Consider the following 25,734-nt stretch of genomic DNA (forward strand, 5'->3'; position numbering starts at 1 on the left):
GCACTCGACCGTGCGCAGGCCCGCGAGCCCGCCCCCGACGACGATCATGTTCTCCATGGCTGCCGCCTCTCCGGTTGCTCCTGATGCCGCCCGACGTCCGCCACGTCCGCCACCTCCGCGACCTGCGCGGCGGCGGCGATCGAGCGTGCCAGCGCCGCCTTGACCGGGACGCCGAGGCGGTCCGCCGCGGCGACCACGTCCTCGTACTCCGGCTGGACGTTGACGATCCGCCCGCGGTGCCTGGCCACCTTGACCCGGACCTCGGCGGTGCCGACGGCCACGGTGGTGAACTCCCGTGCCAGCTCGCGCTTGCGCACCCGGTACTCGCGGCTGCCGATGGTGGAGGTCTCCGCGACGATCGTCTCCCGCACGTCCGCCAGGGCCTGGGGGGAGCAGAGGACGGACAGGACGTGCGCCGGGCGCCCCTTCTTCATCAGGACGGGCGTCAGCCAGGCGTCGGCCGCCCCGGCACTCAGCAGGCGGGCCAGGACCTGGGGCCAGATCCGCGGGTCGAGGTCGTCCACGTTCGCGTCGACGACCACGGCCTCCGTCCCCGGGTACGCGTCGTCGTCGAGCGGGCTGCCGAGCACGACCCGGACGACGTTCGGGACGCCGGCCAGGTCCCTCGCGCCGGCCCCCGACCCGGTCCCGAGCACGCGCAGCGGCGGCAGGCCACCCCACCCCGAGCAGAGCGTGAGCACGAGCGCCACCCCCGTAGGCGTGGCCATCTCGTAAGGGAACCCGCCGGAGCGGGCCGGCGCCCCGTGCTCGGCCAGCAGCCTGAGCACCGCGGGCGCGGGGACGGGGAGCCGCCCGTGCGCGCTGGGCACGCTGCCCGAGCCCAGCGTCAGCGGCGTCGCCGTCGCCGGGCCGACGCCGAGCTCGTGCACGGCCGCGCACACGCCCACCACGTCGGCGATCGCGTCGAGCGCGCCGACCTCGTGGAAGTGCACGTCGTCCGCGGGCACGCCGTGCGCGGCGGCCTCGGCGCGGGCCAGGCGCGAGAACACCGCGAGCGCCCGCTCCCGCACCGGCTCGGCGAGCGTGGCGCCGGCGAGCGTGGCGCGGATGTCGTGCCAGGTGCGGTGCGGCGGGCCGGGCTCGGTGTCGACGTGCACGCGGGTCGCCGCGAGGCCGCAGCGCCGGACGGTTTCGACGCGGACGCGGACGGCCCCCGGCGCGACCGCCTCGACGGCCCGCTGGACCGCCGCGAGTGACGCCCCGGCGTCGAGCAGGGCGCCCAGGATCATGTCGCCGGCCGCGCCGGCCGAGCAGTCGAACCAGGCGGCGGTCACCGCGCGCTCACCGCGTCGGGCTCGGCCGATTCCCGGCATGCCATGCCGTGCACCATGCCGCGCGTCATCCGGGCGGCCGCGACCGCCGCGCCGAACCCGTTGTCGATGTTGCACACCACCACGCCGGGGCCGCACGAGTTGAGCATGGTCAGCAGCGCGGCGAGGCCGCCGAACGCGGCACCGTACCCGACGCTGGTCGGCACCGCGATGACGGGGACGCCGACGAGACCGGACACCACGCTGGGCAGCGCGCCGTCCATCCCGGCGACGACGATCAGGCAGTCGGCCGCGTCGAGCCGGTCGCGAACGGCGAGCACCCGGTGGATGCCGGCCACGCCGACGTCCCGCACCAGCTCGGCCGCGCAGCCGAACTCCGCGGCGACGAAGGCCGCCTCCCGCGCCACCGGCTCGTCCGTCGTCCCGGCGGTGACCACCAGGACCGTGCCCCGGGCCGGTGGCCGCTCGCCCACGGCCGCGCAGCGCGCCCGCGCGTCGACGCGCGCGCCGGGGAAGGTCTCCGAAACCGCGTCGAGCGCGCTCTCCGACAGCCGGGTCGCCAGCGCCGAGCGCCGTCCCGGTTGCCGGTGGAGCTCCTGCAGCAGGGCGACGACCTGCGGGGTCGTCTTGCCCTCGCCGTAGACCACCTCGGGGTCGCCGGTACGCAGGGCGCGATGGGTGTCCAGCCGGGCGAACCCGAGATTGCCGGGGGCGAGCGGGCCGGACACCAGCGCGCCGAGCGCCTCCTCGGCGGTCGCGGCGCCCGCCGACACGCGGCGCAGGAGTTCCAGGACTTCGGCTCGATCCATGCTCACCGCTCCGCGATCTCGTTGAGCGCGCCGGACCTGAACCCGCGCGGATCGACCTCCACCGCGGCGAATCCCGCGGACCGGACGGCCTCCAGCGCGGGGTCGCAGGCCGCGACCCGGGCCACGGCCGACCGGTCGACCTGGATCAGCGCCCGCTCGCCGAGGTCGCGCACACGCAGGTCGTAGGTGTCGATCCCGGCCGCGCGCAGGCTGTCCGCGAGCATCTGCTCGGCCGCCTCGACGCGGGACAGCCGGGCGCGGGTGATGGTCAAGCCGTAGGCGACGCGGCTGGACAGACAGGGCGAGGAGGGCTTGTGCCAGGTCGGCAGCCCCCAGGCCCGGCTCACCGCCCTGACCTGGTCCTTGGTCAGACCGGCGTCGGCCAGGGGGGTGACCAGCCCGCGACCGGCGGCGGCGCGGATGCCGGGGCGGAACGGGTCGTTCAGGTCGTCGGCGTTGGTTCCCGTCGCGACGTGGTCGAAGCCCCGCTCGGCCGCCACGTCCAGCAGCCGCCCGGCCAGCTCGTCCTTGCAGAACCAGCAGCGGGACCGCGCGTTCCCGCGGTAGCCCTCGACCTCGAGCTCGCGGGTCTCGACGAAGGCGTGCGGCACGCCGATCGCGCCCGCGACCTCGCGGACGGCGCCGCGCTCGCGTTGCGACAGGCTCGCCGAGTCGCCCGTGACGGCGAGCACGCGTTCCGTGCCCAGCGCTCGCGTGGCCGCGGCCAGCAGCAGGGCGGAGTCCACGCCGCCGGAGAAGGCGACCACCAGCGATCGCAGTTCCAGCAGCCGCAGGCGCAGGGCCTCGACCCGCCGGGCCGGGAACGCGCCGGTCGGCGGGGTGGTCGGTGGTGACATCGGGGTCGGCATGGCGTCACTCGATTCCCAGTGCGGACATCATGGGGCGCAGCTTCGCGCAGGTCTCGGCGTACTCGGCCTCCGGGTCGGAGTCGGCCACCAGGCCGCAACCGGCGTACAGCGAGGCGGAGGAGCCGTCCAGGAGAGCCGAGCGGATGGTGACCGAGAACTGGCCCTGCCCGGCGGGGTCGGCCCAGCCGACCACGCCCGCGTACCAGTTGCGGTCGAACCCCTCGTGGTCGGAGAGCCAGCTCAGCGACTCCGCGCGGGGATGGCCGCCGAGGGCCGGCGTCGGGTGCAGCCGATCGACGAAGTCCAGCACGCCGACCGCCGCGCCGGCGTCGAGCCGGCCCCGCACCTTGGTGGACAGATGCTGGACGTTGGCGAGCTTGACCACGCTGGGCCGGTCCTCGACCGCGACCTCGGTGCAGGAGCGGTGGAAGGCGTCACGGAGCATCTGGACCACGATGTCGTGCTCGTGCCTGAGCTTGGGGCTGGCCGCGAGCTCGCGTTCGAGTGCCTCGTCCTCCTCGGGCGTGGCGCCGCGCGGCGCGGTGCCGGCCAGCCCCAGCGCGTGCACGGCCCGGTCCTCGACCCGCACCAGGTATTCAGGGGTGGCGCCGAGGAAGGTGTACTCCTCGTGATCGACCGCGAAGACCGTGGTGCCGGGATTGGCCGCGCGCAACCGGTGCACCGCGGCCGGGATGTCGAACGGCGCGGACGCGATGACACGCAGCTCGCGGGCCAGCACCACCTTCTCGAAGCGGCCGTCGCGGATGTCGTAGGTCGCGCGGCGCACCAGCCCCTTCCAGTCGTCGGCGCCGGGCCGCTCGACCCGGGTGTACCGGGCGGCCGGAGACGGCGCGGGCGGACGTTCCGCGCCCGCGCCGCCACGCAGGCACCGCTCGGCGAGCTGGGCGAGTGCCTCGGCCACCTGCTCGGGGTCGCTGTCGTGCAGCAGGGTCGCGTTGAGCCGCAGCTCGGCGGGGCCGGAGCGGTCCGCGGCGCCCCCGTCGGGCACGCGGCTGCGCAGTTGCAGCGCGGGCACCCACAGCAGGGCGTCGGGCAGCTGCCGCGCCTGCGTCGCCTGGTCGGGGCTGAACGCGAACCCGCCGATCGCGAGGGGCCCGCGGCCGGCGGGCAGCGCCGGGTCGGCCGCGCCGCCGCTGACCAGGTCGCGCGTCAGCGCCGCCCAGTCCTCGCGGACCCGGGCGATGCGCTGTTCGCCGCGCCCGCGCAGGTCACGTGCGGTGCCGATGGCGACGATCGAGCCCTGGTCCCACGCCGACTGCCACAGGAACGAGCGCGACGTGCTGCGCCGCGCGCGGCTCCAGACCACCACGGGGTCGGCGAGCGTGAGCCGCTTGGCCCAGCTCATGAGCACCGGGCGGCGGGTTCTGCGGGCCCTGTCGAGCGCGTGCCTGCAGGTGGTGAGCAGGCTTTCCCCGTCGCCGCGGTCCAGGGCCGGCGCCGGCCGCTCCCGGCCGGCCGCCAGGGCAGTGCTGTTCCTCACGTTCAGTACACTCCTTCGACCGCTACCGGGCCGCCGTCTCTGGTCAGGGGCTGGACGTCGGCCACCCCGTCCTGCGGGTACGCGGCCGTGGGGGCGACACGCAGCAGCGAGTCGCGCTCCAGGGTCCAGGGCAGGAAGAGGTCACGGGAGACCAGGGAGATGCGCGCCTGGCCGCGTTCGCCGTAGGCCACCTCCGCCGTCGGGTTCTCCGGGTCCACCACCCTGACCCGGCTGAACGGGTGGAAGGGCACGAAGACGCAGCCGGCATCGGCCGGGTCCCCGTTCCTGGGCCGCTGGGGGGCGATGCCCATCATGGTGTTGCCGTACAGGCCGGCCACGCGGGCCTCGGGGAAGACCTCCTCCTCCAGGAACCTGAGGGTCTCGGGGCTCACGCTGGTGCCCGCCCAGACGATGCCGCGCACCTTGTCCCGCACCAGGTCCAGCAGCCGCTCGTCGGCGGCCAGGGCCTCCAGGACCGGCGGGGTCGCGAACAGCACGGAGACCGGCTGCGTGGACAGCACGTCCGCGGCCTGGGCCAGGATGTGCCGCACGTAGCGGGCCGCCTCGTCGGAGTGCCCCTGCTTCAGGCTGCTCTTGACCCAGCGCGGGTCGAGGTCGATGTAGTGGCAGAACGTACGGCGCAACTGGGCCAGCAGCCCGATCGAGCGGCCGACGATGTGCGGCCCCGTCGGGCCGAGGTGCAGCCAGTGACCGCCGCCCTCCCCGGGGATGCCGTGTTCGGCGAGCACCTCGCTCACCCACAGCACCCCGTTGCGGCGCGAGCGTGACTCCACGATGCGCTTGGGGCTGCCCGTGGTGCCGCCGCTGTCGAACACCTGGAAGTCCCAGTGGCCCCCGGTGAGCCCGGCCGGGACGAGGTCGTCCACGGAGACGTCTCGCCACTCGCCGCTGACCTCGGGGAACAGGTCCAGGTCCGCCCAGGTCGCGACGTCGGTCAGTGGATTGAAGTCCAGCTCGGCGGCCCGCTTCAACCAGTAGGGAGAGCCGGTCTCCGGCGAGAAGTGCCAGCGCATCGCGGCGCGGATGAACTCCTCGGGGGAGAGGTCGGCGGTGAACGGCTCGGCCGTGGTCTCCAACATGATCGTCCTTCTCCGGTAGCGGCTGGTCAGACCTGGGCAAGAAAGTGCGAACGGGACGGCGACAGGATGCGTCCCACCGCCTCCACGACGGGCTTGAGCCGGCTCATCAGCTCGGCGAACTGCTCGCCCGTGATCGCCTGCGCGCCGTCGCACAGGGCGTTGCGCGCGTCGGTGTGCACGTCGATGATCAGGCCGTCGGCTCCGGCCGAGGCCGCGGCCAGGGACATCGGCGCGACGAGGTGCGGACGCCCGGTGCTGTGGCTGGGATCGACGATCACCGGCAGGTGGGTGAGCCGCTTCGCCTCGGCCACCGCGCTGAGGTCCAGGGTGAACCTGGTGCTGCGGTCGTAGCTGCGGATGCCGCGCTCGCACAGCACCACGTCGCCGTTGCCGGTGTGCAGCAGGTATTCGGCCGCGAGCAGCCATTCCTCGATCGTGGCCGACATGCCCCGCTTGAGCAGGACCGGCCGGTTCGACTCCCCGGCGGCGCGCAGGAGCTCGAAGTTCTGCATGTTGCGCGTGCCGATCTGGAGCATGTCGCTCTCCTCGGCGACGCACTCCACGTCGGCCGGCGTGACGACCTCGGTGACCACGGGCAGGCCGGTGCGCTTGCGCTGCTCGGCGAGGAGCGCCAGGCCCGCCAGCCCCATGCCCTGAAAGCTGTAGGGGGAGGTGCGGGGTTTGAACGCGCCGCCGCGCAGCATCACCGCGCCACCCGCGACGACGGCGTCCGTCACGGAATCCATCTGCTCCTTGCCCTCGACCGCGCACGGCCCCGCGATCACGGTGAACTCCGGGCCGCCGATCACCGCCTCGCCGGCCGGTCCCACCCGCACCCGGGTGTCCTCCGCCAGGAATTCCCGGCTGGTGAGCCGCATCGCCCCCGTGACCACGACCACGCGGTCGACCCCGGGGGAGTTCTCCACGACGGACGCCAGCTCCGGAGAGCCGTTCTCCTGGGTGACGAACATGGAAACGCCCAGCAGCGTGCCGGACATCGGTGTTAAACCCTGGTCCCGGAGAAGTCCGACGATGAAATCCAGCTGTTCGCGGGTGGCCCGCGAACGCATAACCACGATCATGGGAACCTTCCAGTGGGTTGACTTTCGGGCCGGCGGTGCGGCGTCATCGATCCGCGACGGGACCGGAGGTAATCAACTATCCACATCGGCACTTTTGATAGGAAGCCGGTGGCAGTTTCCTGCCAGGACCCCCTTGAGAGGTTGCCGCGGGCTCGGCCCAATGTGCTCTCATCTCTACTGGCGAACGTTTGCCAAACGAGCGAGAGGGTGACCGTGGAGATCATCGACATTAGTCAGGGCTGGTACGAGGGAATGCCCTCTTATGCCGCGCCCTGGTATCCGAAATTCGGCGTACGCAGAGCCATGACGCCGCAGACCGATCCGTCGGGAGTCGGCCGCACGTTCTCCGACCTTCAGATATTTCCGCACAACGGCACGCACGTGGAGTCGGGATATCACTTCTTTGCCGACCGCGAGCGGATCGACGAGGTTCCGCTGGAGGTCTTCGTGGGCCGCGCCTGCGTGGCGGACCTGTCGCACAAGGGCGATCTCGACCCGGTCACCGGTGAGGATCTGGAGAAGGCGCTGCGCGAGGTGTGGCGGCCGGGCGACCGGCTGCTGGTGCGCACCGACCACCCGAATCGTCACCTGGGCCGCGACGACTACTGGGACAAGCCGCCGTACCTCACGGTCTCCGCGGCGGACTGGATGGTGGACAACGGCTGCGTCCTGGTCGGCATGGACTGCATCACCGAGCAGCCCGACGACCGCAGCGGGCAGGTGCACCGGCGCCTGCTGGCCGCCGGGATCCCGATCCTGGAGAACATCCAGCACCTCGACCGGATCTCCAATCCGGTCGTCCAGCTGATGGCCTTGCCGATCAAGGTCTCCGACGTGGAGGCGGCGCCGGCCCGGGCCATCGTGCTGGACGGCTGGCCTTTCTGAACCTGCCCTGAATTCGCAATCCCCCGTTAGGGAGTTCCGTGAGCGGCGAACTGACTCCAGTTGCTCTCGTCCGAGCCGAAGGACGGACGGCCGCCGAGATCGCCGATGCGACCGAAGCGGCGCTGGATCTTCTCGGCGATCCTTTGCGGCACATCTGCAAAGGCGACCGCGTGGTCATCAAACCCAATATGTTCCAGCGGAAACCGGGATTCGTCACGAGCCCCGAACTGCTGCTCGTATTGGCCAGGCAGGCCGCGGCGCGCGGGGCCGAGGTGTATATCGCGGAGCGGACGCAGGTCATCAAGGAAATACTCGACCTGAGCCCGATCCACCGTTATGCCAAGGTCGTCAGTTTCGACGATCGGCCCTTGCGCGTCGTCCAGGTGCCGGGCGCCACCTCGCTGAGAGTGCCCATCGCCATCCCGGACATCGTGCTGGATTGCGAGTTCTTCATCGGCGCCCCGCAACTGCGCACCCATTCCAGCGTGGTTCTCACCAATGCCATGAAGAACCTGGTCGGGCTGCTGCCCGGATTCACCACGCGGGTCGTCCACATGGCCGGCGTGGAGGAGGCGCTCGTCGACCTCAACCTGCTGCGCCCGCAGCACCTGGTCGTCTGCGACGCGCTGACCGTCATCGAGGGGAACTACCCCATGGCGGGGAGCCTGCGCGAGGTCGGCCTGATCGCCGCGTCGCGCAACGCGGTCGCCATGGACGCCACGATGGCCGGGGTGGCCGGCGTCGGCTGGTGGGAGCTCGCCTATCTCCGCGACGCGTGTGAACGCGGCATGGGACCGGTCGATCCCGCCGACATCGAGGTGCGGGGACTCGCGGTCGAGGACGCCGCGTTCGCCATCGAGCGCGCCCCGGTGGACCTGACCCCGCCCAGGGACGGCATCCACGTGCACGCCGACACCGCGTGCGCGGACTGCCGGCGCTGGCTGGCGGCCGCCATGCACCGGCTGCGGGACGAGCTGCTGAGCTTCCCCGGCGAGCTGACGATCGTGTCCGGGCCCATGGAGCGTCTTCCCGCGCTGCGCGGCGCGGTGGTGCTGGTGGGCAACGCCCTGTACGAACACCGCGAGGCCGGCGTCTACCTGGAGGGCTGCCCGCCGCGGGCCATCCAGATCGCGGGCCTGCGCCACGCGATGGGCCACCCCGTCACCGAGCAGGAGTCCACCCAGTTCCGCGTCCCGCGACAGGACGCCGAACGCGCCGGCGGCCACGCTTGGCCGGCCCCCGAGGAGTTGGTCTGATGTCGATGTCCATCCCCGTGCTGCGCGGCGGCTCGGAACGCGCCTCGCAGGACACGCGCCCGCTGTCCGGCGTGGACGGCGAGCCGCTGGCGGTGGTGCACGAGGCTCCCGCCCTGATGGTCAGGATGACCGCGAAGTCGATGCGCCAGGCGCCGCACCTGCCGCTGGACGAGCGCCTGGCGGTGCTCGCCCGGGCGGGCGCCCTGTTCGCCGAGGCCACCCTGGGCGGGCAGACCCCGGAGGAGTACTGCGAGATCCAGGCCCTGGCCTCCGGCGTGCCCATCAGCGTGGCCAGGCAGACGCTGCACCGGGTGAGCGGCGACTGCGCGCTGCTCGGCGAGGTCGTCGGGCGGCAGTCCCCGGCCGGCGCCGGCCGTACGGCCCGATGGGAGCGCCGCGGCTCGACGCTGGGGGTCGTCGCGCCGAGCAACCATCCCGCCACCCACGGCGCCTGGCTGCAGGCCGTCGCGCTGGGATACCGGGTGGCGGTCCGGCCCGGCGCGCGCGATCCGTTCACCCCGCTGCGCCTGGCCAGGGCGCTGCTGGCGGCCGGGCTCGACCCCGGCTGGATCAGCCTGCTGCCCGGGTCGCACTCCGCCGTCGACACGCTCGTCCGGTCGGCGGACCTGGCGCTGGTCTACGGCGGCGAGTCCACGGTCGCCAGGCTGCGCGGCGACGATCGGGTGCTGGTGCGCGGCCCGGGACGCAGCAAGGTCCTCGTGGACCGCCCGCTCGACGGCGCGACGCTGGACCACCTCGTCACGGAGATCGCCGCGGACGGCGGGGTGCGCTGCACCAACGCCACCGCGGTCTTCACCTCCGGCGATCATCTGGCGCTCGCCGAGGCGCTGGCGGAGCGGCTGGCCGCGCTGCCGGCCCACCCGGTCACCGACGGCAGGGCCGTCCTGCCCGCCCGTCCGCTGCCTGAGGCGCAAGCGCTTCGGGCGTCTCTCGACCGGGCCGCCCAGGGCGCGGCCGACCTGGCGCTGCGCCACTACGACGACGGCCCGCTGGCCCCCGTGGGCGGGGCGGCCGTGGCGCTGCGTCCCGCGGTGCTGGCCGTCGACCGGGCCGACCATCCGGGGCTGGGCGTGGAACTGCCGTTCCCCTGCGTGTGGGTGGCGCCCTGGCGGCGGCCGGAAGGCGTGCGGCCGCTGGACGGCTCGCTGGCGCTGACCCTGCTGACCGATGACACCGCGCTCGTCGCCGAGGCGCTGCGCACGCCCGGCATCCGCACCGTGCTGCATGGCCCGGTCGCCGGGTGGTGGCGGGACCCGTATCTGCCGCACGACGGCCATCTCGCCCAGTTCCTCATGGAGGCGCGCGGCTTCGCCGTGGCGTGAAGCGCCCGCCTTCGACACGTCGCCGGCTCTGAAGTCTCAACTGTTTCCACGGTTCTCAAGGTCTCCAAGGTCTCCAAGGTTTCCAAGGTGAAGACATGTCTGCTGCTTGCCCCGACATCCCGATCGTCGTCCTGCCAGAGAACAACCTGGTGCGCGCGTCCACCCGCCCGTCGCCGCGGGTCGCGGCCGCCCTGTCGGCGGCCGTGGACGCGCTGACGCGGCTGCACACCGAGCTGCTGAGCCCCGACGGGGCCGGCGGCGTGGTCAAGGCCGCCATGGACGCCGCCGTCGACCGGGCCGACCACCTGGCCGTCGTGGCCGCCGTCGCCCCGATGGACACCGCGCCGCTGCGGCCGATCGTGCCCAACCACGAGTACTTCGGCGTCAGGACGGCGCACGTCGACGACGCCTACCTCGCCGCCGAGATGACCACGGTCATCGCGCGAGCGCTGACCGACCTGCGTAACGCGCGGCTGGACCTGAACGACCAGGCCGCCGAGGTCCGCGCGATGGCCGCGCTGCTCAGGGGGCTGGACCCGGGCTCCGGCCCGGCGGCGCCCGAGCCGGCCGCCCCGGCCCACCCGGCGCCCTACCGGCCGGGCGGCGACGAACTGACCCGCTGGGTCATCACCCATCACCTGTACTTCCTGCTCAACCTCGCCGCGGCGGACGCCGTCTCCCAGGCGATCGCCGGGCTGCGTGACGGTGACCGCGACGCGGCGCTCGCCGCCCTCCGCACGGCGACCGTGCACGTTCGCGGCTTCACCGCGGCGATGATGCACTCCGGGGACATGTCGGCCCCCTGCTATGACGCCAAGGTCCGGCCGACCATGCAGCCGCCCGCCGTGCCGGTGGCGCTCACCGGCCGCACGCAGCCCGAGCACCGCTCGTTCAGGAAGGCGATGCGCGGGCTCCTGCCGGCCTCCCCGGAGTCCTTCGGCAAGCTGTTCGCCGCCGACCCCGAGCTGGCCGTCGCCAGGGACGCGCTGCTCGAAGCCGACCTGCAGGACATCGAACGGCACATCATCGTGACCGCCGCCCTGGTCGGCGACGACTTCTCCATCATCCAGGGCGAGGCGTCCGCGGAGAGCGCGATCGCCGTGCTGCGCCGCATGCGGCACATCAGGGCCGAGGCCTACCAGGACCTGATGCGCTACGGCGACGTCGTCAGCCTCACCGCCTGAACCCCGTACGAAGGAAGGAATGCCGAAGAGATGACGACGACGCGGACGACCCGCACCAGCCGGGTGCACACCGGCCGGGTCCGCCACGCGGAATGGATCACGCCGGGGATGAGACGCGTGGTCTTCGGCGGGCCGGGGCTGCGCGACTTCCCGCAAGGCGAGCTGACGGATCGCTACGTCAAGCTGCTGTTCCCGGCCCCGGGCGTCACGTATCCGGAGCCGTTCGACCTCGCGGCCGTCCGCCGGGACCTGCCGCGCGAGCAGTGGCCGCGCATGCGCACGTACACGGTCAGGCGGTGGGACGAAACGGCTCGCGAGCTGACCCTGGACTTCGTCCATCACGGGGACCGCGGCCTGGCGGGCCCATGGGCGGCGGCGGCAGTCCCCGGCGACCAGTTGTCATTCCTCGGGCCCGGCGGTGGTTACGCGCCCGATCCGCTGGCCGACTGGCATCTCATGGCCGGGGACGAGAGCGCGCTCCCGGCGATCGCCGCCTCGCTCGAAGCGCTCCCGGAGAGCGCCACGGCACTGGTCCTCGTCGAGGTGTCCGGCCCGCGGGAGGAACAGCGCCTGGAGAGCAGGGCTCGGGTGCGCGTCACGTGGGCGCACCGCGACGCGGACGAGCCGGCCGGCGGGCTCGCCGCCCTGCTCGCCGGTGCCGAGTTCCCGCCTGGCCGGGTCCACGCGTTCGTCCACGGCGAGGCGAACCTGGTCAAGGAGCTGCGCCGGCACCTGCTGGTCGAGCGGAACCTGAGCCGCGACCGGCTGTCGATCTCCGGCTACTGGCGCAGGGGACTCAACGAGGACGGCTGGCAGGCCTCCAAGAGCGAGTGGAACCAGCGGACAGAACACGAGCACGAGACGTTGTCGACCCGTTCGACCTCAGCAGGAGTGGAACTATGAACACCCGCCCGACCATCGCCATCGTGGACGCCTATTCGAGCGCCCGTTTCCTGAAGGCGCTGTTCGCCGAACGCGGCTACGACTGCGTCCACGTGCAGAGCTCACCCGTGCTCAACGCGCTCGACCGGCACTTCGACCCGGGCGAGTTCGTCGCCAACATCGTCCACCGGGGCGACGCGGACGAGACCGCGGCGGCGGTCGCCGAGTTCGCGCCGCGTCAGGTGCTGCCCGGCGTGGAGAGCGGCGTGGAGGTCGCCGACATCCTGAGCTCCAGGCTCGGCCTGCTGACCAACGGGACCGAGCTGAGCGCGGCCCGCCGCGACAAGTACCTCATGATGGAGACGGTCAAGCAGGCCGGCGTGCCGGGCACCCACCAGGTCCTGGCCACCGACTTCGACACGCTGCTCGACTGGTACGAGGGCGTCGAGGGGCGGGTGGTGCTCAAGCCGCTGCGCAGCACCGGCAGCGACGGCGTGCGCTTCTGCGACGACCTCGACGAGCTGCGCGCCGGCTTCGAGAGCCTGCTCGGCACCAAGAGCGCGCTCGACCAGCGCAACAACGCCGTGCTCGCGCAGGAGTACCTGTTCGGCCGCGAATACATCGTCGACACGGTGAGCCTGAACGGCCGTCACCACGTGACCGACGTCTGGAAGATGCACCACCTCAGCGCCAACGGCGTCCGCGACCTGACGGCCGGCGCCGAGCTGATGCCGCGCCGGGGAGCCGAGCAGGACGCCCTGGTCGCCTACACCTGCCAGGTGCTGGACGCGCTGGGGGTGCGCCACGGCGCCGCGCACACCGAGCTGAAGCTCACGCCCGACGGCCCGCGGCTGATCGAGACGGCGGCCCGCATCTGCGGCGCCGACGTGCACGTGCCGGTCCGCGCGGCCACCGGGGAGAGCCAGCTCGAATGGACCGTGGACGCCTACCTCGACCCCGAGCGGTTCCTGGCGCGGTGTGACGACGACTATCGGCTGATCAAGCACGCGGGTATCGTGAACATGGTCTCGCCCGTCGCCGGGAAGCTCGTCGCGTATCCCCGACTGGACGAGATCTACGCGCTCGAGAGCTACTGCGGAATCAAGTTCCAGTACTCGGCAGGCGAGGAGGTCCATCGGTCGGTGGACGACTGGACCTTCCCCCTGCGGATCTACCTCGCCCACGAGATCGAGGGCGTCGTCGCCCGCGACCTCATCACCGCTCGCCATCTCGACGGCGCCGGGTTCTACGAGGTCGAGTAACCGCTTGTCATTTCCCTGTTCTCCCAGAGATTGAAGCGATCACATGTCTCATCCCTGCCCTCATCCCCCCAGCGCCGCTGAGGTGGGTTGATGACGTCGGTCTCACCACAGGCCAAGGAGCGTCCCGCCGTCGTCGTGGCGATCCTGGCGGGCCTGTCCGCGATCGGCCCTCTGTCCATCGACATGTACCTCCCCGCGCTCCCCGAGCTGGGCCGGGAGCTCGGGGCCGGGGCCTCGCTCACCCAGCTCACGATCACCGCCTGCGTGGTCGGCATCGCCCTGGGCACGATCGCCGCCGGCCCGACCAGTGACCTGCTGGGCCGGCGCCGGCCGCTGCTGGCGGGCGTGATCGGCTACGCGGTGGCCTCGCTGCTGTGCGTGATCGCGCCGTCGGCGACACTGCTCATCGTCTTCCGGCTGTTACAGGGGTTCACCGGCGGCTGCGCCATGGTGATCGCCCGCGCGGTGGTCCGCGACCGCCACGAGGGGGTGGCCGCGGCGCGCTTCTTCGCCACGCTCATCCAGATCAGCGCGCTCGCGCCGGTGCTCGCGCCGCTGGCGGGCGGGCTGCTGCTGGAGGTCATGCCCTGGCGCGGCCTGTTCGCCGTCATCTCCGGGCTCGGCGTGCTGCTGACGCTCATGGTGCTGTGGTTCCTGCCCGAGTCCCTGGCTCCGGACAAGCGCGACGCCCAAGGCCCCAAGGCCGTGCTGGCCAAGTTCGGGCGGCTGGCGTCGGACCGCACGTTCGCCGGGTACGCGCTGACCGCCGCGCTGTCGTTCGCGGCGCTGTTCACCTACATCTCCGGCTCGTCGTTCGTGATCCAGGACGTCTACCGGCTGTCCCCGCTCACCTACTCGGTGATCTTCGCGCTGAACAGCGCGGGCATCGTGGTGATGGGCCGGATCAGCTCGCGCGTCGTCGGCCGGCACGGGCCCCGTCGGATCCTCGGCATCGGCCTGGCCCTGTCGTCGGTGGGCGGGCTGGTGGTCGTCACCTCGCCGGTCGCCGGGCTCTGGACGCTCCTGCCCGGGTTGTTCCTGGTGGTGGCCTCGGTCGGGTTCATCGTGCCGAACTCGGTGGCGCTGGCCATCTCCAGCCATCCGCCGCACATGGCGGGCACCGCGTCGGCGTTCATGGGCGCCACCCAGTTCCTCTTCGCCGGAGTGGCGGCTCCGCTGGCGGGTGCCGGCGGAGCGCACACCTCCACTCCGATGGTGTTGATCCTCGCGGGCCTGAGCCTGTCGGCCCTCGTCGTCTACCGCCTGACCCCGGTGCCCCAGACCGCGGACGCCGGCGAGTCGTGACGCGGCGCCGCCGCCCGCGGCTCGCCTTCGCGGGCGTGGGCGGCGGACACCTTGCGGAGGTCGTGACTCCTGGGCGTCTGCATCCTGAGCGAGGCCAGCCGTGACCCGGCCTGGAAACGGGAGCTCGCGCCGACCTTCTCCAGCAGCTCGGCGACGTGACGGCGATACGTGCGCACCGAGATGCTCATGCTGCGGGCGGCGACCTCGTCCGTCATGCCGGTCTCCAGGGCGGCGATGATCTGCCGCCACCGGTCGCCGACCAGGCCGTCGATGATGCGGGTGTCGCTCAGCGTCAGCCGCTGCGCGCTGTCCCAGCCGGCGCGCGTCAGCTCGACGAGCGGGCGCACGTGCCGCACGTCCCGGTAGACGGTCGCACGGTACGTGCCGTCATCGCGCCCGGGATCCCAGGCGACGGCCACCGACCGATCGACGATCAGCAGATTCGACAGATGCGAATTGCTGACCCTGACCTGCATGCCCAACGCCACCCAATGCAGCAGATTGCGGTGCGTCAACAGGCCGAAGCATTCTTGAGAGAGCAGGCAGTGAACCCTTCTGCCGTCGGCCAGGTGGGATTTGGCCGCGACCACGCCACTGCGATAAGGGCAGAACGGAACGGGTGTCCCCGACCCGACGATCATTATTTCGGACCGGGCTGATCGAAAGAGGTCTGCGATGAAGTCGGCCCAGTCCTGGCCGCCGAGATCCTGGAGCCCTGTCTTCCTCATCTGTTCCTTCCAAGTCAGGCGAATCCTTGATGAATTCTTCCGGGCAGGATGGGGGAATCGCCGCTCAAGGCAAGCGAATGATCGCCCTGTTGTGAGGAGGCCTCATTACCTGATTCGTCGGATGGGCTCGGTGTGGAGGATCGGCGAACGTGACACTCAAAGGCCCCACGCGGCGGGCAGGCTACTGCGACACTCCTGTCGCAGCCCCGTCACCTGTCGCCGAACGGAAACGCGTGGCGTCGCCGACAGCTGCTCTGCCAGGACTTCCCCTCGTGGCGCGCTGCCGCCCCCGGCGCACACCGATCCACACTCAACCGAGCCTGGCGCTGATCTTCCCCGTTTTCCTTGCGGTCTTTCTCCACATAGAGCGAATGTCTCCCCGTGCGCGCTACGTGACAGTCATGATTATCAGTCGTCCGAACGATGACTGCGTGTACCGTCCAAATTCTGCCAGATCGCCCTCGCGAGCGCGACAGGCACAGGGCCGGGATATCCCATTGAAATGTGTATTAATCCACGCTGGGACGCGTTCATCCGGCCGATCATGTACGGCGGTGTTTTCCGAAAACGATTACGAGGCTGTTGCGCAGGACATTCATCGGTGAAGACGGATGATGACCGCCGCCGGGCCCACCCCCCGCGCTCCGCGGCGACGGGGGGTGCCGGATCGCGTGCTCAGTGCTGGGAGAGCAGGTGGGCGAGCTCCTGCTCCACCTCCTGGCTGGCCACGAACAGCAGCTCGTCGCCGGCCTCCAGCGGGTCGTCGGAGGTGGGCACCAGCACCCGGCCCTCCCGCAGGATCGCCACCAGCGCCGCGTCGGTCGGCCACGGCACCGAGCCGGCTCGCTGGCCCACCACCGGCGCGTCGTCGGCCAGGGTGAGCTCGACCAGGTTGGCCTGCCCCTGGCGGAAGGTCATCAGGCGCACCAGGTCGCCGACGCTCACCGCCTCCTCGACCAGCGCGCTGAGCAGGCGCGGCGTGGAGACCGCCACGTCGACGCCCCACGACTCGTTGAACAGCCACTCGTTGTTCGGGTGGTTGATGCGGGCGACGACGCGCGGCACCCCGTACTCGGTCTTGGCCAGCAGCGACACCACCAGGTTGACCTTGTCGTCGCCGGAGGAGGCGACGACGACGTGGCAGTTGTTCAGCCCGGCCTCGTCGAGCGAGGCGATCTCGCAGGCGTCGGCGAGCAGCCACTCGGCGCGCGGCACGCTGTCGATCTTGATGGCCCGCGGGTCGATGTCGATGAGCAGGACCTCGTGGCCGTTCTCCAGGAGCTCGGCGGCGATGGAGCGGCCGACGGCGCCGGCCCCGGCGATGGCGACGCGCATCAGTGTTCCTCTTCCGGTGCCGCGGCCAGCACCTTGTTGATCCGGTCCATGTCCCGCTCGGCGGCGATGACGTGCAGGATGTCCCCCTCCTGCACGACGGTGTCGTCGGCGATGGTCAGCGCCTCGCCCATGCGGTTGATGAAGGCGACCCGGGTCTTCGCGCGCGACTCCAGGTCGACGACGCGGGTGCCGATCCAGGACGGGTGCGCGGCGACCTCGGCCAGCACCACGGTGCCCGTCGGGTCGCGCCAGAGCGGCTCGGCGCCCTCGGGCAGGATGCGGCGCAGGATCTGGTCGGCCGTCCAGCGCACGGTGGCCACGGTCGGGATGCCCAGCCGCTGGTAGACCTCGGCGCGGCGGGGGTCGTAGATGCGGGCCACCACGTTGTCGACGCCGAACGTCTCGCGCGCCACCCGGGCGGAGATGATGTTCGAGTTGTCGCCGCTGGAGACCGCCACGTAGGCGGTGGCGGACTCGATGCCGGCCTCGGTGAGCACGTCGCGGTCGAAACCGACGCCGGTGACCCGGCGGCCGCGGAACCCGGCGCGCAGCCGGCGGAACGCCTGCGGATCGCGGTCGATGATGGCGACGGAATGGCCGCTGTCTTCGAGGATGTGGGCCAAAGTCGATCCGACCCGGCCACACCCCATGATCACAATATGCATACTCCCCCGCACTCCGCGGTTCCGGCCGGTTGCTCGACACCAGTATGGCCCGGCGGGGGAGCGCCGGGTTTATCGACTCCAGGTGGGGCTAGCATCTCGTTACGTGGCGAAGGTAGCGGATCTTGTCAAACGCGTGCTCGTGGGGCGCGCGCTGCGTAGCGGGCAGCTCCACGAGCAACTCCTGCCGAAACGTATCGCCCTGCCGGTTTTCGCCAGTGACGCCCTTTCCTCCGTGGCGTACGCGCCCCAGGAAATTCTGGTCATTCTGTCGCTGGCCGGTGTCTCCTTCTATTCCTACAGCCCGTGGATCGCGATCGCCGTCGTCGTCGTGATGCTCACGGTGGTGGCCTCGTACCGGCAGAACGTGCACGCCTACCCCAGCGGCGGCGGCGACTACGAGGTGGCCAACACGAACCTGGGCAAGAACGCCGGGCTCACCGTGGCCAGCGCGCTCATGGTCGACTACGTGCTGACCGTCGCCGTGTCGGTGGCCAACGGCGTCGACTACGTGGGCGCCACGATCCCGTTCGTGGCCGAGCACAAGCCCGCCGTCGCCATCGTCATCGTGGTGCTGCTCACCGTGGTGAACCTGCGCGGCATCCGCGAGTCCGGGGCGGCCTTCGCCGTCCCCACCTACGCCTTCATGATCGCGGTGCTCGGCCTCATCGTGTGGGGCGGGTTCCGGCTGCTGGTGCTCGGCGAGGAGCTGCGCGCGCCGACGGCCGACTTCACGATCAAGGCGGAGCAGACCAACCTGACCGCCTTCGCCGCGGCGTTCCTGATCCTGCGCGCCTTCTCCTCCGGCTGCGCCGCGCTGACCGGTGTCGAGGCCATCTCGAACGGCGTGCCCGCCTTCCGCAAGCCCAAGAGCAAGAACGCCGCCACCACGCTGCTGATGATGGGCCTGGTCGCCATCACCATGTTCGGCGGCATCATCGCGCTCGGCCTGGCCTCGGGCGTCAAGGTGGACGAGCCGTCGGTGGCCCCGCACAACCTCATCAAGCCCGACGGCAACCCGGTCGGCGAGGGCTACCACCAGCAGCCGATCATCTCCCAGGTGGCCGACGCGGTCTTCGGCAGCGGGTCGCTGCCGTTCGTGGTGATCTCCGCGGTGACCGCGCTCATCCTGTTCCTGGCCGCCAACACCGCCTTCAACGGCTTCCCCGTGCTCGGCTCGATCCTGGCCCAGGACCGCTACCTGCCGCGCCAGCTGCACACCCGCGGCGACCGGCTGGCCTTCTCCAACGGCATCGTCATCCTGGCGCTCGGCGCCTGCCTGCTGCTGTGGGGGTTCCAGGCGGACGTCAGCCGGCTGCTGAACCTCTACATCGTCGGCGTGTTCGTGTCGTTCACGCTCAGCCAGATCGGCATGGTCATCCACTGGACCCGCCACCTGAAGACCGAGACCAGCCCCAAGATCCGGCACCAGATGCAGCGCTCCCGGGTGATCAACTTCTTCGGCGGCATCATGACGGGCCTGGTGCTGATCGTCGTGCTGCTGACGAAGTTCCTGGTCGGCGCGTGGATCGTGGTCATCGCGATGCCGCTGCTGTTCCTGATGATGAAGGGCATCCGCCGCCACTACGACAACGTGGCCGCCGAGCTGGAGATCAGCGACGACGAGGAGCCGCCCACGCTGCCCGCACGCAACCACGCCATCGTGCTCGTCTCCAAGATCCACAAGCCGACGCTGCGCGCCCTGGCCTACGCCCGCGCCACCCGGCCGTCCACGCTGGAGGCCATCACGGTGGGCGTCGAGGGCGAAGACGCGCGCCGGCTGCAGGAGGAGTGGGAGCGGCGCGGCATCCCGGTGCCGCTCAAGATGCTCGACTCGCCGTACCGGGAGATCACCCAGCCGATCCTCGACTACGTCAAGACGCTGCGCCGGCGCTCCCCGCGCGACGTGGTGACCGTGTTCATCCCCGAATACGTGGTCGGCCACTGGTGGGAGCACCTGCTGCACAACCAGAGCGCGCTGCGGCTGAAGGCGCGGCTGCTGTTCAAGCCGGGCGTGATGGTGACGAGCGTGCCGTGGCAGCTGCACTCCTCCGACCGGCTCAAGGGCCGTCCCGAGCCGTTCGCGCCGGGCGCGGTGCGCCGGCCCTGGCACCAGACGGTCAAGGACGAGGGAGGCCAGGCCGGGACCCGCTGATCAGTGCCCGCTGATCAGAGCACGCTGATCAGCTCGCGGAGCCTGGCGGTGTCGGCGGGCGTCCAGCCGGGCGGGGCGGCGACGGCGGCCCAGCCGTCGACGATGTTGGCGCCGTAGCGGTGCCCGTGCCCGGGCGGCACGGACCGCGCGGTCTCCATGTCCACCAGCACCTGCCAGAACGTCACCACCGGGAACCAGTTCATCCGCGGGTTCAGCCCCGGCGCCCGCCGGCCGGTCAGCCACGCCGGCCGCTCCCACAGCAGCTTGGGCGACCACCAGACCACCGGGTCGGAGACGTTCTGCAGGTAGACCACCCGCGGATGCCGCCAAGGGCCGGGCGGTTCGCCCAGGTCGCGCGGGGTCTGGGCGAACCTGGCCGAGGTGCCGGCGCGGGAGACCGGCCGCCAGATCGGACTGCCGGGGCGGCGGCCGGTGGTCAGCTCGTACCAGATGTGGTTGGCGTTGGGCGGGCCCACGAACAGCGCGCCGTCGGTGCGGCCGATCAGGTCGTCCAGGTCGCGGAAGGCCTCCTCCAGCGCGAACGAGCCCAGGCTCTCGCCCGACAGCAGCAGCTTGGGCCGGGTGTGCGCGGGCAGCGCCGCCCAGCGCGCGCGTACCGCGCTGACCAGCGCCCGGCCCGTCTGGGCCGCCCGCTCCTTGTCGACCAGGAACGACACCCAGCTCGGCAGGTAGGAGTACTGCAGCGCGACCATCGCCGAGTGCCCGTTGTACATGAACTCCAGCGAGTCGGCGATGTTCTCGTCGACCCAGCCGGTGCCGGTGGTGCCGAGCACCGCCAGCACCGGACGGCCGAACGCGCCGGTGCGCTCCAGCTCGCGCACGGCCAGCGCGGCCCGCTCACTTACCGAGCCGGTGGAGTCGAGGCCGACGTAGACCCGGATCGGCTCGGCGGCCGGCTGCCCGGAGAACGACTCCAGCTGGTCGGGGGTGGCGGCGGTGCCGGTGAAGCGGCGGCCCTCCCGGCCCAGCGACTCCCAGCGCACCAGCGAGCCCGGCCCGCCGGAGAGCTTGGCCGAGGTGGGCGGGCTGACGCCCGGATGCGTGCCGCTGTTGGCGACCGAGGAGACGTCGCTCATCCTGGCCACGAACGCGGAGAACAGCACGTCATTGGCGAAGACCGCCACCAGGAACGCGATGATCAGCACCCCGGCCACGTGACCGGCCCACGGCGGCACGAACCGGTCCAGCCAGTCGATCAGCGTGCGCCCGCCCAGCCGGATCAGCCTGGCGACGAGAAGACACGGCAGGAACAACGAGACCGCGATGGCCAGGATCACCGGCGCGAACCAGGTGATCGCGGTGTCCATCCCCATGAGCGCGCGCAGGTCACGCTGCCAGCCGAAGCTGTAGCCGAACGTCACCGTGGTCAGCAGCACGCAGGCGCCGATCATCACCCGCCAGGCGATCACCCGCCCGCGCTCCGGCAGCCGGTACGGGACGACCGCCCGGCCGATCGCGCCGATCGACGCGCCGACCGCGTACCCCATGATGCCGGTGATCGCGCCCATCACGCCCTGGAACAGCCAGGTGCGCGGCAGCAGCGACGGCGTCAGCGACGCGCACGCGAACAGCGTGGCCAGCAGCGTGCCCCCGAAGCCGAGCCGCCGCCGCACCACGCGCGCCCTGTCCATAATCACCTAGAATAATGGATCAAGTACGGAAAGTAGTCATCCAGGTCAGGGCATAAGGTGTCTCTGTGGAACAGGCATCTCTCGAGCTGACAGTTGGTCCGGTCGCGCACGGCGGCTGGTGCGTGGCGCGCCACGAAGGACGCGTGGTGTTCGTCAGGCACGCGCTGCCGGGGGAGCGGGTGATCGCCCGGGTCACCGAGGAGACCAGCCGCTTCCTCAGAGCCGACGCGGTGGAGATCATCGAACCCTCCGCCGACCGCGTCGTCCCGCCGTGCCAGTACGCGGGCCCAGGCCGCTGCGGCGGCTGCGACTGGCAGCACGCCACGCTGGAGGCCCAGCGCGGGCTCAAGGCCGCCGTGGTCGCCGAGCAACTGCACCGGCTGGCCGGGCTGGAGCGCGAGGTCGTGGTGGAGGAGGTGCCCGGCGCGAAGGACGGGCTCGGCTGGCGCACCCGGGTGCAGTTCGCCGCGCGCCCCGACGGGCAGCTCGGCTTCCGCAGGCACCGCTCGCACGACATCGAGGTCGTCGACGCCTGCCTGATCGCCCACCCCGAGGTGGAGGCCGTCGGCGCCGAGGCCTACGACTGGCCGGGCGCGGCGGGCGTCGAGGTGATCGCCGCCTCCGGCGGTGAGCGGGCCGTCGTCGTCTCGCCCAAGCCGCGCCGCTCGGTCACCGTCCCCGAACTGGACGCCCCCGCCTCCATCCTGCTCAACCAGGGCAAGGGCCGCACCGTCCCGCGCCGCGGCTCGGGCGTCCTGCACGAGCAGGTGGGCGAGCGCGACTTCCGGGTGGCCGGCAGCGGCTTCTGGCAGGTCCACCCGGGCGCCGCCGAGACCCTGCTCGACGCCGTGCTGTCCTACGCCGCGCCCGAGCCGGGGGAGTGGGCGCTCGACCTGTACTGCGGCGTCGGGCTGTTCGCCGCCGGGCTGGCCGAGGGCGTGGGCCCCGACGGCGCCGTGTTCGGCCTGGAGTCCGAGGCCGCCGCCGTCCGCGACGCCCGCGCCAACCTCCGCGACCTGCCGCAGGCGCGGGTGGAGCGGGGGCGAGTGGAGGAGGCCCTCGACCGGTTCCAGATCGAACGCGCCGACCTGGTCGTGGTCGACCCGCCCCGGTCCGGGCTCGGCCGCGAGGTGGTCGAGCGGATCGCCGGGCTGGAGGCGTCGCGGATCGTGTACGTGTCGTGCGACCCGGCCACGCTGGCGCGGGACCTGGCGTGGTTCGCCGAACGCGGCTACCCGCTGACGGACCTGCGGGCCTTCGACGCCTTCCCCATGACTCACCATGTGGAGTGCGTGGCACTGCTGGTCAGGGAGTAGCACCGGCGGCGCGGCAGGCCGTGTATCGGGACGTTCGAAGGGCCGCTCTCCCCTGGGGGAGAGCGGCCCTTTCACGTGTGCGTACCGGTGTGCAGGTCGCCTCTCGGCGAAAGGCTCAACGCGGCTCCAGCCGAACGGTAGTCCGCGAAGGCGGTAGGTGAGGCCCGGGGACACTGGACACACCGGTTACGAGATAGGTAACGGCCCCCACTCGCGATCCATTCCCGGCCCGGCGGCGGCTCGTCAGAGCCAGCCCATGCGCTGGGCCGTCCGGATGGCCTCCAGCCGGTTCTGGGCGTTGAGCTTGGTCATGGCGCTGGACAGGTAGTTGCGTACCGTGCCCTCCGTCAGGTGCAGCTCGGCGGCGATCCGCGAGATGGCGGCCCCGTCTCCGGCCAGCCGCAGCGCGTCGCGCTCGCGTTCGGTCAGCGGGCTGTCGCCGGCCGCCATGGCCGCCGCGGCCAGTTCGGCGTCCAGGTAGCGGCCGCCGGCGCGCACCTTGCGTATCGCCATGGCCAGCTCTTCCGCCGAGGCGTCCTTGCCGAGGAAGCCGCTCACCCCGGCCGCCATGGCGCGGCGCAGGTAGCCGGGCCGGCCGAGGCTGGTCAGGATGACGATCTTGCACTGCGAGCTGATCTGCTCGGCCGCGCTCAGGCCGTCCATGCCGGGCATCTCGATGTCCAGGACGGCCACGTCCGGACGATGCTCGGCCACCGCCGCCACCACCTCGTCGCCCCGGCCCACCTGGGCCACGACCTCGATGCCGTCCTCCAGGTCGAGCAGGGCCGCGATGGCGCCGCGGATCAGGTGTTCGTCGTCGGCCAGCAGCACGCGCGTGTTCATGCCGGCACCGCCGCCCTGAGCAGGTACGAGCCGCCAGGCGCCGGCGCGGCCTCCAGGGTGCCGCCCGCCGCGTTCAGCCGCTGGGCCAGGCCCGCCAGGCCGATCGGCGCGTGCTCACCCACCGGTCCCGTCACGCCGTCGTTCGACATCTCCAGCACCCCATCCTCGATCGTGATCGTGCAACGTTCCGCCTTGCTGTGTTTGAGCACGTTCGTCGCGCCCTCCCGGACCACCGTGGCCAGCAGCGTGCGCGCCTCCGGCGTCAGGTCGGCGGTGGCGGCCCGTACCGTACAGCGTACGTCGGCTGCCTCCAGCACCGCGCGCACGCTCGACAGCACCTCGTCCAGGTCCAGCGCCCGATAGTTCTGCACGGTCGTGCGCACCTCGCGCAGCGACTGCCTGGCCAGCTCGCGCACCTCGAACATCTCCTGGGCGGCGGTGCCCGGATCGGCCGCCAGCACGCGGGAGGCGCCGAGCGCGCGGGCCGAGATGTCGGACAGGCTCTGCCCGAGCAGCGCGTTCAGGTCGCGGGCGAAACGCAGCCGCTCCTCCGACACCGCCAGCCTGGCCTTGGCCTCCTGCCCCTCGTGGGCCTCCTTGGCCACCCGCCACAGCGACATGTTCGCCGGCAGGGCCGCCGCGCAGAGCGCGGTCAGCACGGTCTGCGTCAGGAGCACCGCCGGCTGGAACTCGTCCGCCAGCGTCACGTAGAGGTTGGTCGCCGCGACCGACGCCGCGGACGCCAGCACGATGGTCCGCCTGCGGACGAACGGCGCGAGCGTCCCCAGCCACGTCGGAATGACCCACACCAGCGGGAAGATCGACAGCAGCAGGACGATCACGCCGGTGGTGGCCAGGATCCTGGCGGGCCGGGGCCCGCCGCCGACGGCGATCCTGATCACCCGGAACGACAGGGTGATGTGCACCGCCAGCAGCACCGCGGCGACCGCGAGCAGCGGCGGCCACATGCCCTTCTGCCAGCGGATGTACAGGTCCACGAAGCCCATGAGCGACAGCAGGATGGTGATGTCGCTGGAGTACAGGACCATCCACCGGACCTTGTCCAGCTTGGACGCGTGCCGCACCCGCGAGTAGGACTCACGCAGGCGGGCGAGGACGTCGAGGTTCATGCCGGGACCGCCGCCCGCAGCAGGAACTCGCCGCCGGGAGCGGGCTCGGCGGTGAAGGACCCGCCTGCCGTGGCCATGCGCTCGGACAGCCCGCGCAGCCCGCTGCCCGACCCCGACACCTGCCCGTGCACGCCGTCGTTGCGGATCTCCAGCACCCCCTGCTCGATGGTGATCACGCATCGGGTGGCCGTGCTGTGCTTGATGATGTTGGTGACGCCCTCGCGGACGGCCCAGGCCAGCAGCGTGCGCGCGGCCGGCGACAGGTCGTCGGCGCGGACGTCGATCACGCACCGCGTCCCCGCGGCCGACAGCGCGTCGCGCACCCGGGTCAGCTCGGCGTCGAGGTCGAGCGCCTGGTAGCCGTGCACGGCCACCTGCACCTCGGCCAGCGCCTCCCCGGCCAGGCGATGCACCTCGGTCATCTCGGCGGCGGCGCGGCCGGCGTCCTTGGTCGACAGCTTCGCGGCCAGCTCGCTCTTCAGCGTGATGACCGACAGGCTGTGGCCGAGCAGGTCGTGCAGGTCGCGGGCGAAACGCAGCCGCTCCTCCGAGACCGCCAGGCTGGCCTTGGCCTGCTGGCTGTCGTGGGCGTCCCTGATCGTCCACCACAGCCAGCGCCACATCAACAGCGCGAGCGTGAACAGCACGGCGCTGGCCGCCTGGGAGACCGCGATGCCCGCCCAGGGACGCCCGGTGACCACGGAGGTGTATCCACTGATCACGGCGGTCAGCGCGGCCCCGAGGAGCACGAGCGCACGCGGGGGCAGGAAGAGCGCGGTCAGGGCGAACCAGAACGCCCACACCTCGGCCCACGTGGCGATGTCCTCGAAGGCGCCCGGAGGCAGCAGCGCCACCGACGCCGCCACGAACGCGCCGGCGATCCACAGCTTGGCCGGGGGCGAACGGCGTGCGTCGTAGCCGTCCCTGAGGATGAACGGGAAGAGCCCGTAGAAGCCCAGCAGGCAGGCGACCATGGCCGCCCCGTGGAGGATCGTGATGTGCCCCAGCGCGGCGAGCGTGCCGACGATCGCCAGGTGCAGCAGGGCCATGAGGACGGCCATGGCATCCATCCAGTACAGCAGCATCTTTCTGGCTGACGTAGGACGGCTCGCCACCACGCCCCTCCCCCCGCTGACCGCAATG

The 25,734-nt window shown here is 71.8% G+C and carries 22 protein-coding genes; 9 read left to right on the forward strand and 13 right to left on the reverse strand.

Going from position 1 to position 25,734, the window contains the following annotated elements:
* Nucleotides 1–44: 44 nt before the first annotated feature.
* From larC to aroF, 6 genes are read right to left on the reverse strand one after another with little or no spacing between them, the layout of a single operon-like run.
* Entirely contained in the window at nucleotides 45–1,295 is a 1,251-nt protein-coding gene (gene larC, locus HII36_RS03695; RefSeq protein ID WP_173521594.1) for a nickel pincer cofactor biosynthesis protein LarC, read from the reverse strand.
* Complete coding sequence (gene larB / locus HII36_RS03700; RefSeq protein WP_173521595.1) at nucleotides 1,292–2,101, reverse strand: nickel pincer cofactor biosynthesis protein LarB; 810 nt, start codon at nucleotides 2,099–2,101, stop codon at nucleotides 1,292–1,294. The genes larC and larB overlap by 4 nt, the downstream gene beginning before the upstream one ends.
* Nucleotides 2,102–2,103: 2 nt before the next feature.
* Nucleotides 2,104–2,958: an ATP-dependent sacrificial sulfur transferase LarE gene (gene larE / locus HII36_RS03705; protein WP_173521596.1), complete on the reverse strand. Its 855-nt coding sequence runs from the start codon at nucleotides 2,956–2,958 to the stop codon at nucleotides 2,104–2,106.
* Nucleotides 2,959–2,974: 16 nt separating this feature from the next.
* The gene (locus HII36_RS03710) at nucleotides 2,975–4,471 is read right to left on the reverse strand and encodes an isochorismate synthase (RefSeq protein ID WP_217369131.1); all 1,497 of its coding nucleotides are present in this window, start codon (nucleotides 4,469–4,471) and stop codon (nucleotides 2,975–2,977) included.
* 2 nt (nucleotides 4,472–4,473) lie between these two features.
* Nucleotides 4,474–5,571: an acyl-CoA synthetase family protein gene (locus HII36_RS03715; RefSeq protein ID WP_173521597.1), complete on the reverse strand. Its 1,098-nt coding sequence runs from the start codon at nucleotides 5,569–5,571 to the stop codon at nucleotides 4,474–4,476.
* A 26-nt stretch (nucleotides 5,572–5,597) separates the two neighbouring features.
* Nucleotides 5,598–6,653, reverse strand: coding sequence for a 3-deoxy-7-phosphoheptulonate synthase (gene aroF, locus HII36_RS03720; protein WP_173521598.1), 1,056 nt, complete (start codon nucleotides 6,651–6,653; stop codon nucleotides 5,598–5,600).
* A 207-nt stretch (nucleotides 6,654–6,860) separates the two neighbouring features.
* Here aroF and HII36_RS03725 point away from each other — a divergent pair, with 207 nt between their 5' ends.
* From HII36_RS03725 to HII36_RS03755, 7 genes are all read left to right on the forward strand, one after another.
* Complete coding sequence (locus tag HII36_RS03725) at nucleotides 6,861–7,538, forward strand: cyclase family protein (protein WP_217369133.1); 678 nt, start codon at nucleotides 6,861–6,863, stop codon at nucleotides 7,536–7,538.
* Between the two features lie 38 nt (nucleotides 7,539–7,576).
* On the forward strand, nucleotides 7,577–8,794 hold the full coding sequence (locus HII36_RS03730) for a DUF362 domain-containing protein (protein WP_217369134.1): 1,218 nt from the start codon (nucleotides 7,577–7,579) through the stop codon (nucleotides 8,792–8,794).
* A complete protein-coding gene (locus HII36_RS03735) occupies nucleotides 8,794–10,137 on the forward strand; it encodes an aldehyde dehydrogenase family protein (RefSeq protein WP_173521599.1) in 1,344 nt (447 codons plus the stop codon). The genes HII36_RS03730 and HII36_RS03735 overlap by 1 nt, the downstream gene beginning before the upstream one ends.
* Before the next feature lie 95 nt (nucleotides 10,138–10,232).
* Nucleotides 10,233–11,321, forward strand: coding sequence for a hypothetical protein (locus HII36_RS03740; RefSeq protein ID WP_173521600.1), 1,089 nt, complete (start codon nucleotides 10,233–10,235; stop codon nucleotides 11,319–11,321).
* A gap of 30 nt (nucleotides 11,322–11,351) precedes the next feature.
* The gene (locus HII36_RS03745) at nucleotides 11,352–12,224 is read left to right on the forward strand and encodes a siderophore-interacting protein (RefSeq protein ID WP_173521601.1); all 873 of its coding nucleotides are present in this window, start codon (nucleotides 11,352–11,354) and stop codon (nucleotides 12,222–12,224) included.
* Nucleotides 12,221–13,465, forward strand: a complete 1,245-nt coding sequence (locus HII36_RS03750; protein ID WP_173521602.1) for an ATP-grasp domain-containing protein — start codon at nucleotides 12,221–12,223, stop codon at nucleotides 13,463–13,465. Before HII36_RS03745 ends, HII36_RS03750 begins: the two co-directional genes overlap by 4 nt.
* A gap of 90 nt (nucleotides 13,466–13,555) precedes the next feature.
* Nucleotides 13,556–14,770 (forward strand): multidrug effflux MFS transporter, encoded by a 1,215-nt coding sequence (locus tag HII36_RS03755; RefSeq protein WP_173521603.1) that lies wholly within the window; start codon nucleotides 13,556–13,558, stop codon nucleotides 14,768–14,770.
* Here the strand turns inward: HII36_RS03755 and HII36_RS03760 are convergent.
* The 3 genes from HII36_RS03760 to HII36_RS03770 all read right to left on the reverse strand — a co-directional run bounded on the left by HII36_RS03760 (nucleotide 14,722) and on the right by HII36_RS03770 (nucleotide 17,498).
* Nucleotides 14,722–15,498 (reverse strand): helix-turn-helix transcriptional regulator, encoded by a 777-nt coding sequence (locus HII36_RS03760; RefSeq protein ID WP_173521604.1) that lies wholly within the window; start codon nucleotides 15,496–15,498, stop codon nucleotides 14,722–14,724. The genes HII36_RS03755 and HII36_RS03760 overlap by 49 nt on opposite strands.
* A gap of 675 nt (nucleotides 15,499–16,173) precedes the next feature.
* The gene (locus HII36_RS03765; protein WP_173521605.1) at nucleotides 16,174–16,833 is read right to left on the reverse strand and encodes a potassium channel family protein; all 660 of its coding nucleotides are present in this window, start codon (nucleotides 16,831–16,833) and stop codon (nucleotides 16,174–16,176) included.
* Nucleotides 16,833–17,498, reverse strand: a complete 666-nt coding sequence (locus HII36_RS03770; RefSeq protein ID WP_173521606.1) for a potassium channel family protein — start codon at nucleotides 17,496–17,498, stop codon at nucleotides 16,833–16,835. Before HII36_RS03770 ends, HII36_RS03765 begins: the two co-directional genes overlap by 1 nt.
* A gap of 103 nt (nucleotides 17,499–17,601) precedes the next feature.
* Between HII36_RS03770 and HII36_RS03775 the strand changes: the two genes are divergently transcribed.
* Complete coding sequence (locus HII36_RS03775; RefSeq protein WP_173521607.1) at nucleotides 17,602–19,650, forward strand: APC family permease; 2,049 nt, start codon at nucleotides 17,602–17,604, stop codon at nucleotides 19,648–19,650.
* Between the two features lie 14 nt (nucleotides 19,651–19,664).
* Here HII36_RS03775 and HII36_RS03780 read toward each other — a convergent pair whose 3' ends face one another.
* Nucleotides 19,665–21,302, reverse strand: coding sequence for an alpha/beta hydrolase (locus HII36_RS03780; RefSeq protein ID WP_173521608.1), 1,638 nt, complete (start codon nucleotides 21,300–21,302; stop codon nucleotides 19,665–19,667).
* Nucleotides 21,303–21,367: 65 nt separating this feature from the next.
* Here HII36_RS03780 and HII36_RS03785 point away from each other — a divergent pair, with 65 nt between their 5' ends.
* Nucleotides 21,368–22,618, forward strand: a complete 1,251-nt coding sequence (locus HII36_RS03785; protein WP_328807574.1) for a class I SAM-dependent RNA methyltransferase — start codon at nucleotides 21,368–21,370, stop codon at nucleotides 22,616–22,618.
* Between the two features lie 243 nt (nucleotides 22,619–22,861).
* Here HII36_RS03785 and HII36_RS03790 read toward each other — a convergent pair whose 3' ends face one another.
* The 3 genes from HII36_RS03790 to HII36_RS58540 are packed head-to-tail and all read right to left on the reverse strand — an operon-like array spanning nucleotide 22,862 to nucleotide 25,706.
* Entirely contained in the window at nucleotides 22,862–23,461 is a 600-nt protein-coding gene (locus HII36_RS03790) for a response regulator transcription factor (protein WP_173521609.1), read from the reverse strand.
* Nucleotides 23,458–24,591, reverse strand: coding sequence for a sensor histidine kinase (locus tag HII36_RS03795; protein WP_173521610.1), 1,134 nt, complete (start codon nucleotides 24,589–24,591; stop codon nucleotides 23,458–23,460). The genes HII36_RS03790 and HII36_RS03795 overlap by 4 nt, the downstream gene beginning before the upstream one ends.
* Complete coding sequence (locus tag HII36_RS58540; protein WP_173521611.1) at nucleotides 24,588–25,706, reverse strand: sensor histidine kinase; 1,119 nt, start codon at nucleotides 25,704–25,706, stop codon at nucleotides 24,588–24,590. Before HII36_RS58540 ends, HII36_RS03795 begins: the two co-directional genes overlap by 4 nt.
* Between the last annotated feature and the right edge of the window lie 28 nt (nucleotides 25,707–25,734).

Origin of the sequence: Nonomuraea antri (assembly GCF_013283785.1) — a bacterium.
Lineage (GTDB): Bacteria > Actinomycetota > Actinomycetes > Streptosporangiales > Streptosporangiaceae > Nonomuraea > Nonomuraea antri.

Coding starts and splice junctions, on each gene's coding strand:
- larB (WP_173521595.1), bottom strand. CDS start 2,101: ATGGATCGAGCCGAAGTCCTGGAACTCCTGCGCCGCGTGTCGGCGGGC.
- larE (WP_173521596.1), bottom strand. CDS start 2,958: ATGTCACCACCGACCACCCCGCCGACCGGCGCGTTCCCGGCCCGGCGG.
- HII36_RS03715 (WP_173521597.1), bottom strand. CDS start 5,571: ATGTTGGAGACCACGGCCGAGCCGTTCACCGCCGACCTCTCCCCCGAG.
- aroF (WP_173521598.1), bottom strand. CDS start 6,653: ATGATCGTGGTTATGCGTTCGCGGGCCACCCGCGAACAGCTGGATTTC.
- HII36_RS03735 (WP_173521599.1), top strand. CDS start 8,794: ATGTCGATGTCCATCCCCGTGCTGCGCGGCGGCTCGGAACGCGCCTCG.
- HII36_RS03740 (WP_173521600.1), top strand. CDS start 10,233: ATGTCTGCTGCTTGCCCCGACATCCCGATCGTCGTCCTGCCAGAGAAC.
- HII36_RS03745 (WP_173521601.1), top strand. CDS start 11,352: ATGACGACGACGCGGACGACCCGCACCAGCCGGGTGCACACCGGCCGG.
- HII36_RS03750 (WP_173521602.1), top strand. CDS start 12,221: ATGAACACCCGCCCGACCATCGCCATCGTGGACGCCTATTCGAGCGCC.
- HII36_RS03755 (WP_173521603.1), top strand. CDS start 13,556: ATGACGTCGGTCTCACCACAGGCCAAGGAGCGTCCCGCCGTCGTCGTG.
- HII36_RS03760 (WP_173521604.1), bottom strand. CDS start 15,498: ATGAGGAAGACAGGGCTCCAGGATCTCGGCGGCCAGGACTGGGCCGAC.
- HII36_RS03765 (WP_173521605.1), bottom strand. CDS start 16,833: ATGCGCGTCGCCATCGCCGGGGCCGGCGCCGTCGGCCGCTCCATCGCC.
- HII36_RS03770 (WP_173521606.1), bottom strand. CDS start 17,498: ATGCATATTGTGATCATGGGGTGTGGCCGGGTCGGATCGACTTTGGCC.
- HII36_RS03780 (WP_173521608.1), bottom strand. CDS start 21,302: ATGGACAGGGCGCGCGTGGTGCGGCGGCGGCTCGGCTTCGGGGGCACG.
- HII36_RS03790 (WP_173521609.1), bottom strand. CDS start 23,461: ATGAACACGCGCGTGCTGCTGGCCGACGACGAACACCTGATCCGCGGC.
- HII36_RS03795 (WP_173521610.1), bottom strand. CDS start 24,591: ATGAACCTCGACGTCCTCGCCCGCCTGCGTGAGTCCTACTCGCGGGTG.